General features: G+C 64.2%; 5 protein-coding genes. 4 read left to right on the top strand and 1 reads right to left on the bottom strand.

From position 1 onward, the window contains the following. The first annotated feature begins 221 nt into the window (after positions 1 to 221). The 3 genes from FJ980_RS07660 (at position 222) to FJ980_RS07650 (ending at position 3,814) form a co-directional block, all read left to right on the top strand. Positions 222 to 1,982, top strand: coding sequence for an AMP-binding protein (locus FJ980_RS07660; RefSeq protein ID WP_140542312.1), 1,761 nt, complete (start codon positions 222 to 224; stop codon positions 1,980 to 1,982). Positions 1,983 to 1,992: 10 nt separating this feature from the next. Further along, positions 1,993 to 2,616 carry a poly-gamma-glutamate hydrolase family protein gene (locus FJ980_RS07655; RefSeq protein ID WP_140542311.1) on the top strand — a complete coding sequence of 208 codons (624 nt, stop codon included), beginning with the start codon at positions 1,993 to 1,995 and terminating at the stop codon, positions 2,614 to 2,616. A 94-nt stretch (positions 2,617 to 2,710) separates the two neighbouring features. Next, a complete protein-coding gene (locus FJ980_RS07650; RefSeq protein WP_140542310.1) occupies positions 2,711 to 3,814 on the top strand; it encodes a calcium:proton antiporter in 1,104 nt (367 codons plus the stop codon). A gap of 45 nt (positions 3,815 to 3,859) precedes the next feature. Here the strand turns inward: FJ980_RS07650 and FJ980_RS07645 are convergent, their stop codons facing one another. Beyond that, positions 3,860 to 4,765, bottom strand: coding sequence for a hydrogen peroxide-inducible genes activator (locus FJ980_RS07645; protein WP_140542309.1), 906 nt, complete (start codon positions 4,763 to 4,765; stop codon positions 3,860 to 3,862). Between the two features lie 174 nt (positions 4,766 to 4,939). Between FJ980_RS07645 and katG the strand changes: the two genes are divergently transcribed. Next, positions 4,940 to 7,147 (top strand): catalase/peroxidase HPI, encoded by a 2,208-nt coding sequence (gene katG / locus FJ980_RS07640; RefSeq protein ID WP_140542308.1) that lies wholly within the window; start codon positions 4,940 to 4,942, stop codon positions 7,145 to 7,147. The last annotated feature ends 50 nt before the right edge of the window (positions 7,148 to 7,197 follow it).

Raw genomic sequence — 7,197 nt, 5'->3', positions numbered from 1 at the left:
GGGCCCATCACCTTCACCCACGGCCTCAGACGCTTCAACGCCATCCTAGACGGCTTCCTTCTGGCATCGCAAAATCAACCCGAAGCAAATGTGTGCGCACGCTAGCCCCGCCGGGGAGAGGTCAGCCGAGCGAAGCGGAGGCTGGGCGAGGGGCAGTACATTCGGCGGGTTTCCTCTGCCCCGACAGGCTGATAGGCTGGCCAATCCGGGAGGAGACGGCGATGGCGATCAAACTCGACGAGCTCATGAACGCCACCAATCTGCGCAAGACTCGCAACAGCTTCGTTGCTCCGCTGGGCGGCAAGGCGCATGTGTCGGGCGACCGCTCGGTGCCGCTGCTCGACAAGACCATTCCGGAATTGTTTTCCGATACGGTGAGCAGATACGCCACGCTCGACGCCGCCGTCTTCGTCGGCCAGGACAAGCGTTTCACCTGGAGCGAGCTGTCGGACGCGGTCGACGCTTTGGCCGCCGGTTTCCTGGCGCTCGGCCTCGAAAAAGGCGACCGCGTCGGCATCTGGTCGCCGAACCGCTGGGAATGGCTGGTGACGCAGTTCGCCACCGCGCGCATCGGCCTGATCCTAGTCAACATCAACCCGGCCTACCGGCTGACCGAGCTGGAATACGCGCTGAACAAAGTGGGCTGCAAGGCATTGGTCACCGCCGCGCAGTTCAAGACCTCCGACTATCTCGGCATGATCGAGACATTGGCGCCGGAGATCGCCAAGGCGGAGCCCGGCAAGCTCAAGGCCAAGAAACTGCCGGCGCTGGAAATAGTCATCCGGATGGGCGACGACAACTCGCCCGGCATGTTCAATTTCGGCGACGTGCTCGCGATGGCCGGTCGCGACGAGCATGACAGCCTCGACCGCATCTCCGAAGGACTGAAGCCCGGCGAGGCCATCAACATCCAGTTCACCTCAGGCACGACCGGCGCGCCAAAAGGCGCGACGCTGACGCATTCCAACATCGTCAACAACGGCAATTTCGTCACCTCGGCCATAAAACTCACCGCCGAAGACCGGCTCTGTATTCCGGTGCCGCTCTATCACTGCTTCGGCATGTCGATGGGCACGATGGGCTGCGTGTCGAAAGGCGCGACAATGGTCTTCCCAGGCGAAGGCTTCGATGCCGGCGCGACGCTGAAAGCGGTGGCGCAGGAGCGCTGCACGGGACTCTACGGCGTGCCGACCATGTTCGTCGCCATGCTCGACCATGCGGATTTTTCGAGCTTCGACCTCTCCAGCCTGCGCACCGGCATCATGGCCGGCTCGCCATGCCCGATCGAGGTGATGAAGAAGGTGGTGTCGCTGATGCATATGAACCAGGTGACCATCGCCTACGGCATGACGGAGACCAGTCCCGTCTCGTTCCAGAGCAGCGTCGACGATCCGCTGGAAAAGCGCGTCTCAACCGTCGGCCGCATCCACCCGCATGTCGAGGTCAAGGCGATCGGCGCCGACGGCGGCACCGTCGCGGTCGGCGAGCCCGGCGAACTCTGCACGCGCGGCTATTCGGTGATGAAGGGCTATTGGGACGACGCCGAAAAGACCCGCGAGGCGATCGACGTCGACGGCTGGATGCACACCGGCGACCTCGCCACGATCGACGCCGAAGGCTATTGCAACATCGTCGGCCGGGTGAAGGACATGGTCATCCGCGGCGGCGAGAACGTCTATCCGCGCGAGGTCGAGGAATTCCTTTATCGCCATCCCAAGATCAAGGAAGTGCAGGTCTTCGGCATCCCGGACGACAAATATGGCGAGGAGCTCTGCGCCTGGATCGTGCTGAAGCCCGACCAGATCGCCACCGCCGAGGAGATCAAGGCCTTCTGCGCCGGCCAGATCGCGCATTACAAGGTGCCGCGCTACATCCGCTTCCGCACCGAACTGCCGATGACGGTGACCGGCAAGCCGCAGAAGTTCCTGATGCGCGAGGCGATGGTGGAGGAACTCGGGCTGGTGGCGCAGAAGACGGCGTGAAACGGCATCTATGGACAACGAGTTTCCAAATTTCGCGGCGCTGAGAGCCGCCAAAATTGAAAACGTGGATTATCGCATCGTCGTCCGACGGGGCGCGCGAACCGGAAGTGCCATCGTCGTGGCCCCGCATGGCGGCAAAATCGAGCCTCGCACCTCCCTGATCGCCGAGACGATAGCAGGGGGCGATCTCGATATGTATTGCTTTGAAGGGCTCATGCCGGAAAGCAACCGGGAACTGCACATAACGTCCAGGAACTTTGATGAGGAGTCCGCGCTCGAACTGTTGCGGACGAAGTCTACCGTCGTCGCCGTCCACGGTCGTCAGGATCGGGACGATCCCTCGACAGTCTACCTGGGCGGCAAGGACGCCGCTCTGGTTTCAGAGATAGCCGGGCGTCTGCAGGAGGCCGGTTTCCAGACAAAAAGAGACAACCATCCCTTTCCCGGTATCCAGGATTCCAACATCGTCAACCGCGGGCTGACGGGGAAGGGAGCGCAGCTGGAAGTGCCCTTCTCGCTGCGCCGCCGACTGGGAACCGAGCCGGAGCTTCTGGAAAAATTCTGCACGGCGGTTCGCAACGCCATCGAGACATTCGACGCCAGAAATGGTGCTCAGCCCCCAATCTTGTTTTGACTGACTGACTTGGCGGGCAAGGATGCCCGTGACAGGTGCTCCCCACGCGCTTTTCCGCTAAGTTCGTGTAAACGCCTGGCGTTCGGGGGCTTCGATGACTGGTTACGCGCGATCGATGACGTCCTACGCGATGCCGTTGGCCGCGCTGGCAATGGCTGTCGCGGTCAGGGCCAGCGGCCTTTCGGTCGACGAAGGGTCGCTGAATACCAGGATCCTCGTCGGAGCGCTGTCGAGCGCCATCATGTTCACCACCATTTTCGTCGTGCTCGACCACGCCGAGGCAGTCGCCTTGCGCGTCGGCGAGCCTTACGGAACATTGGTGCTGACTTTCGCGGTGACGGCAATCGAAGTGTCGATCATCGTCTCCATGATGCTGCATGGAGAAAACAATCCGACGCTGGCGCGCGAGTCCGTTTTCTCGACGGTGATGATCACCTCCACCGGCGTCGTCGGCATCTGTCTTACGCTTGGCGGCTGGCGCTACCGCAAGCAGGCGATCCTCAGGCAAGGCACCAGCGCATACCTGTCGGTTCTGATCGCGCTGACCGTGATGACGCTTATTCTTCCGACCTACACCCAAACCACGGATCCCGGCACGTTTTCGGCGGCTCAGCTTGGTTTTGTCAGCGTCCTTTCGGTGCTGCTTTATGCGAGCTTCGTGTTCGCCCAGACCGTCCGGCACCGGGAGGACTTCGTCCAGGGACAGGCACACGACGCTCCGACGCGAACTGCCTCCCACGGAAGCATCTCCGTCAGCGCGCTCCTGCTGCTGAGCGGGCTCATCGGAATTGTCCTGCTCGCCGAGCAGGTCGCCGCGAGCGTGGAGGATGCGCTCGCCGCCTATCAGGTGACCCGGGCCGACAGCATCGTAGGGGCAATGATCGCCGCACTGGTTTTGATGCCGGAGGCCATCTCGGCGATCCGCGCCTCCTTCAGAAATGAGCTGCAGCGCAGCCTGAACGTCGCGATGGGCTCGGCCTGCGCCACGATCGGCTTGACGATACCGGCTGTCGCGGCGGCCAGCCTGCTGACGGGCAGGGGGCTGACCTTGGGGCTCCCGGCGTCCGATGCCGTGCTTCTGGTGCTGGCGCTTTTCATTTGCAGCGTCAGCTTCAGCACCGAAAGAACGACGTTCCTGACCGGCATGGTGCACGTCGTGGTGTTCTTCACCTATGTGTTTCTGATCTTCGTGCCGTGAAGTGCCGACCAGCGGGCGCAGGGATGGAGAGCATCGAAGCGCGCCTCACACCCCCAGCACCGCCCGGTCCAGCCCGCGTATGATCCGCGCCAGCTCCACGCATTCGTCCTGGCGCACCTTGTTCTTCCGCCAGGCCATGCAGATCATGCGCTGCGGCATCGGCTCCTGGAACGGCACGATCCTTAGATCCGGCATGACGCCGGCAGCACTTGCTGCCATTTCCGGCACCAGCGTGACGCCCAGCCCATGCGCCACCATCTGCAAGAGCGTCGTCAGGCTGGTCGCGCCGTAGCTTGCCATCGCCACCGGTCGCACATTGCCGCAGACGGCCAGCGCCTGCTCGCGCAGGCAGTGGCCTTCCTCCAGAAGCATCAGCCGCTCCAGCGCCGGGCTCTCGGGCGGCACCGGCGGCGAGAAGGCCGGATCGCCGGCGGGAACGGCGAGGAAGAAGCGGTCGGGGAAAAGCCCTTCGGTGACGATCGCCGGCTGATCGAGCGGCAAGGCCGCGATGAAGGCGTCCAGCCGGCCGGTGGCCGCGTCCTCGACCAGCGACGCGGTCACCGCCTCGCGCAGTTCGAGCTGCAGGGCAGGATAGTGCTTTTTCAGCTCCGGCAGCACGTGCGGCAGGAGATAGGGCGCGACCGTCGGGATGATGCCCAGCCGGAAGCGTCCTTCCATGGCCGGGCGGCCGCGCCGGGCAGTCGTCTCGACGTCACGTATGTCGGCCAGAATGCGCTCGATACGCGGCTGCAGGGCAAGCGCCTCGTCGGTCATGCGCACCGTCTTGCCGCCGCGCTCGAACAACAGGCAGTTCAGTCGCTCTTCCATCTCTGCGATCTGCGCGGAAAGGGCTGGCTGGCTAACGCCGACGAGTTTCGCGGCGCGGCCGAAATGCAGCGTCTGCGCCAGCGCGTCGAAATACTGCATTTGCCGGACAGTGAGGCCAATCATAAGAAAATCCTATCAAACGAAACAGGAAAGGCAATTTGTCTTTATCGGCAGGCCGGCCTAGTCTGGAATCATTCCAGGTTGGCGCGGCCAGTGGCTGCCCCCGAAAATTTCGGGAAAAATCAACCTCGGCAAAATTCAACCACGGCAAAACCTCGGCAGAATCGGGAGACTAAGATGGACGCGAAAACCGACGACAACAGCGCTGGCAAATGCCCGGTGGCACATGGATCCGCACGGACCAACCGCGACTGGTGGCCGAACCAGCTCGACCTTGCCGTTCTCCACCAGCAGTCGAACCTCTCGGACCCGATGGACGAAGATTTCGACTACGCCAAGGAGTTCGCGAGCCTCGACCTCGATGCGGTGATCGCAGACCTGCACAAGGTCATGACGGATTCGCAGGACTGGTGGCCGGCCGACTTCGGCCATTACGGGCCGCTCTTCATCCGCATGGCCTGGCACAGCGCCGGCACCTATCGCATCGGCGACGGCCGCGGCGGCGCGGGCGCGGGTCAGCAGCGTTTCGCGCCGCTGAACAGCTGGCCGGACAACGCCAATCTCGACAAGGCGCGCCGGCTGCTGTGGCCGGTCAAGCAGAAATACGGCCGCAAGATCTCCTGGGCCGACCTTCTGATCCTCACCGGCAACGTCGCGCTGGAATCGATGGGCTTCAAGACCTTCGGCTTCGCCGGCGGCCGCGCCGACGTGTGGGAGCCGGAGCAGGACGTTGACTGGGGCTCCGAAACCAAGTGGCTCGGCGACGAGCGCTATTCGGGCGACCGTGAGCTTCGCGGCCATCTCGGCGCCGTGCAGATGGGCCTCATCTACGTCAACCCGGAAGGCCCGAACGGCAAGCCGGATCCGGTCGCGGCCGCGCGCGACATCCGCGAGACCTTCGGCCGCATGGCGATGAACGACGAGGAAACCGTGGCGCTGATCGCCGGCGGCCACAGCTTCGGCAAGACGCATGGCGCCGGCGACGCCTCGCTGGTGGGCGCCGAGCCGGAAGGCGCCGGCATCGAGGCGCAGGGCCTCGGCTGGTCGAGCAAATACGCCTCCGGCATTGCCGGCGACGCCATCACCTCGGGCCTCGAGGTCACCTGGACGACGACGCCGACCAAATGGAGCAACAACTTCTTCGACAACCTCTTCAACTATGAATGGGAGCTGACGAAGAGCCCGGCCGGCGCGCATCAGTGGACGCCGAAAGGCGGCGCCGGCGCCGGCACCGTCCCGGACGCGCACAACGCTTCGAAGCGTCACGCGCCGGCCATGCTCACCACCGACCTCGCGCTGCGTTTCGATCCGGCCTATGAGAAGATCTCGCGCCGCTTCCACCAGCATCCGGACCAGTTTGCCGACGCCTTCGCCCGCGCCTGGTTCAAGCTTACCCACCGCGACATGGGCCCGGTGGTGCGCTATCTCGGCCCGCTCGTGCCGAAGGAAGAGCTGATCTGGCAGGATCCGATCCCGGCCATCGACCACGAGCTGGTGAGCGAGGTCGACATCGCTGCGCTCAAGGCCAAGATCCTGGCGTCCGGCGTGTCGGTGTCCGAGCTGGTCTCGACTGCCTGGGCTTCGGCCTCGACCTTCCGCGGCTCGGACAAGCGCGGCGGCGCCAATGGCGGCCGCATCCGGCTGGCGCCGCAGAAGGACTGGGAGGTCAACCAGCCGGCTCAGCTCGCCAAGGTGCTGGCCAAGCTGGAATCCATCCAGAAGGAATTCAACGCAGACCAGACCGGCGGCAAGAAGGTCTCGCTCGCCGACCTCATCGTGCTTGGCGGCGTCGCCGCGGTCGAGAAGGCGGCGAAGGAAGGCGGCACCGAGGTGAAAGTACCCTTCACGCCGGGCCGCATGGACGCTTCGCAGGAGCAGACGGACGTCGCCTCCTTCGCCGCGCTGGAGCCGAAGGTTGACGGCTTCCGCAACTATGCCCGCGGCAGGTTGCCGATGGCGGTCGAAGCGATGCTGGTCGACCGCGCCCAGTTGCTGACGCTGACCGCGCCGGAAATGACGGTGCTGGTCGGCGGCCTGCGCGTGCTCGGCGCCAATACCGGCGGTTCCAAGCATGGCGTCTTCACCGACAGGCCTGGCCAGCTCACCAACGACTTCTTCGTCAACCTGCTCTCGATGGCGACTGTCTGGGATCCGGCCGCCGGCTCCGAGCCCGGTTCGGACGAGGTCTACGAAGCGCGCGACCGCAAGACCGGAGAGGTCAAGTGGACCGGCACCCGCGCCGACCTGATCTTCGGCTCGCACGCGCAGCTGCGTGCACTCTCCGAAGTCTACGCCTCGGCCGACGCCAGGGCCAAGTTCGTCAAGGATTTCGTCAACGCATGGACGAAGGTGATGAACGCCGACCGCTTCGACATCGCGAGATAAGGTCGTACCTCCCAAGCAAAAAGGCGCGGGTCATGCCCGCGCCTTTTACT

Origin of the sequence: Mesorhizobium sp. B1-1-5, from assembly GCF_006443065.1 — a bacterium.
GTDB lineage: Bacteria > Pseudomonadota > Alphaproteobacteria > Rhizobiales > Rhizobiaceae > Mesorhizobium.
This window is presented reverse-complemented; position numbering and strand designations above follow the sequence as displayed.

What these genes read in the sequence shown, in the direction of transcription:
- FJ980_RS07655 (WP_140542311.1), top strand. Translation starts at nt 1,993, where the DNA reads ATGGACAACGAGTTTCCAAATTTCGCGGCGCTGAGAGCCGCCAAAATT.
- FJ980_RS07650 (WP_140542310.1), top strand. Translation starts at nt 2,711, where the DNA reads ATGACTGGTTACGCGCGATCGATGACGTCCTACGCGATGCCGTTGGCC.
- katG (WP_140542308.1), top strand. Translation starts at nt 4,940, where the DNA reads ATGGACGCGAAAACCGACGACAACAGCGCTGGCAAATGCCCGGTGGCA.
- FJ980_RS07660 (WP_140542312.1), top strand. Translation starts at nt 222, where the DNA reads ATGGCGATCAAACTCGACGAGCTCATGAACGCCACCAATCTGCGCAAG.
- FJ980_RS07645 (WP_140542309.1), bottom strand. Translation starts at nt 4,765, where the DNA reads ATGATTGGCCTCACTGTCCGGCAAATGCAGTATTTCGACGCGCTGGCG.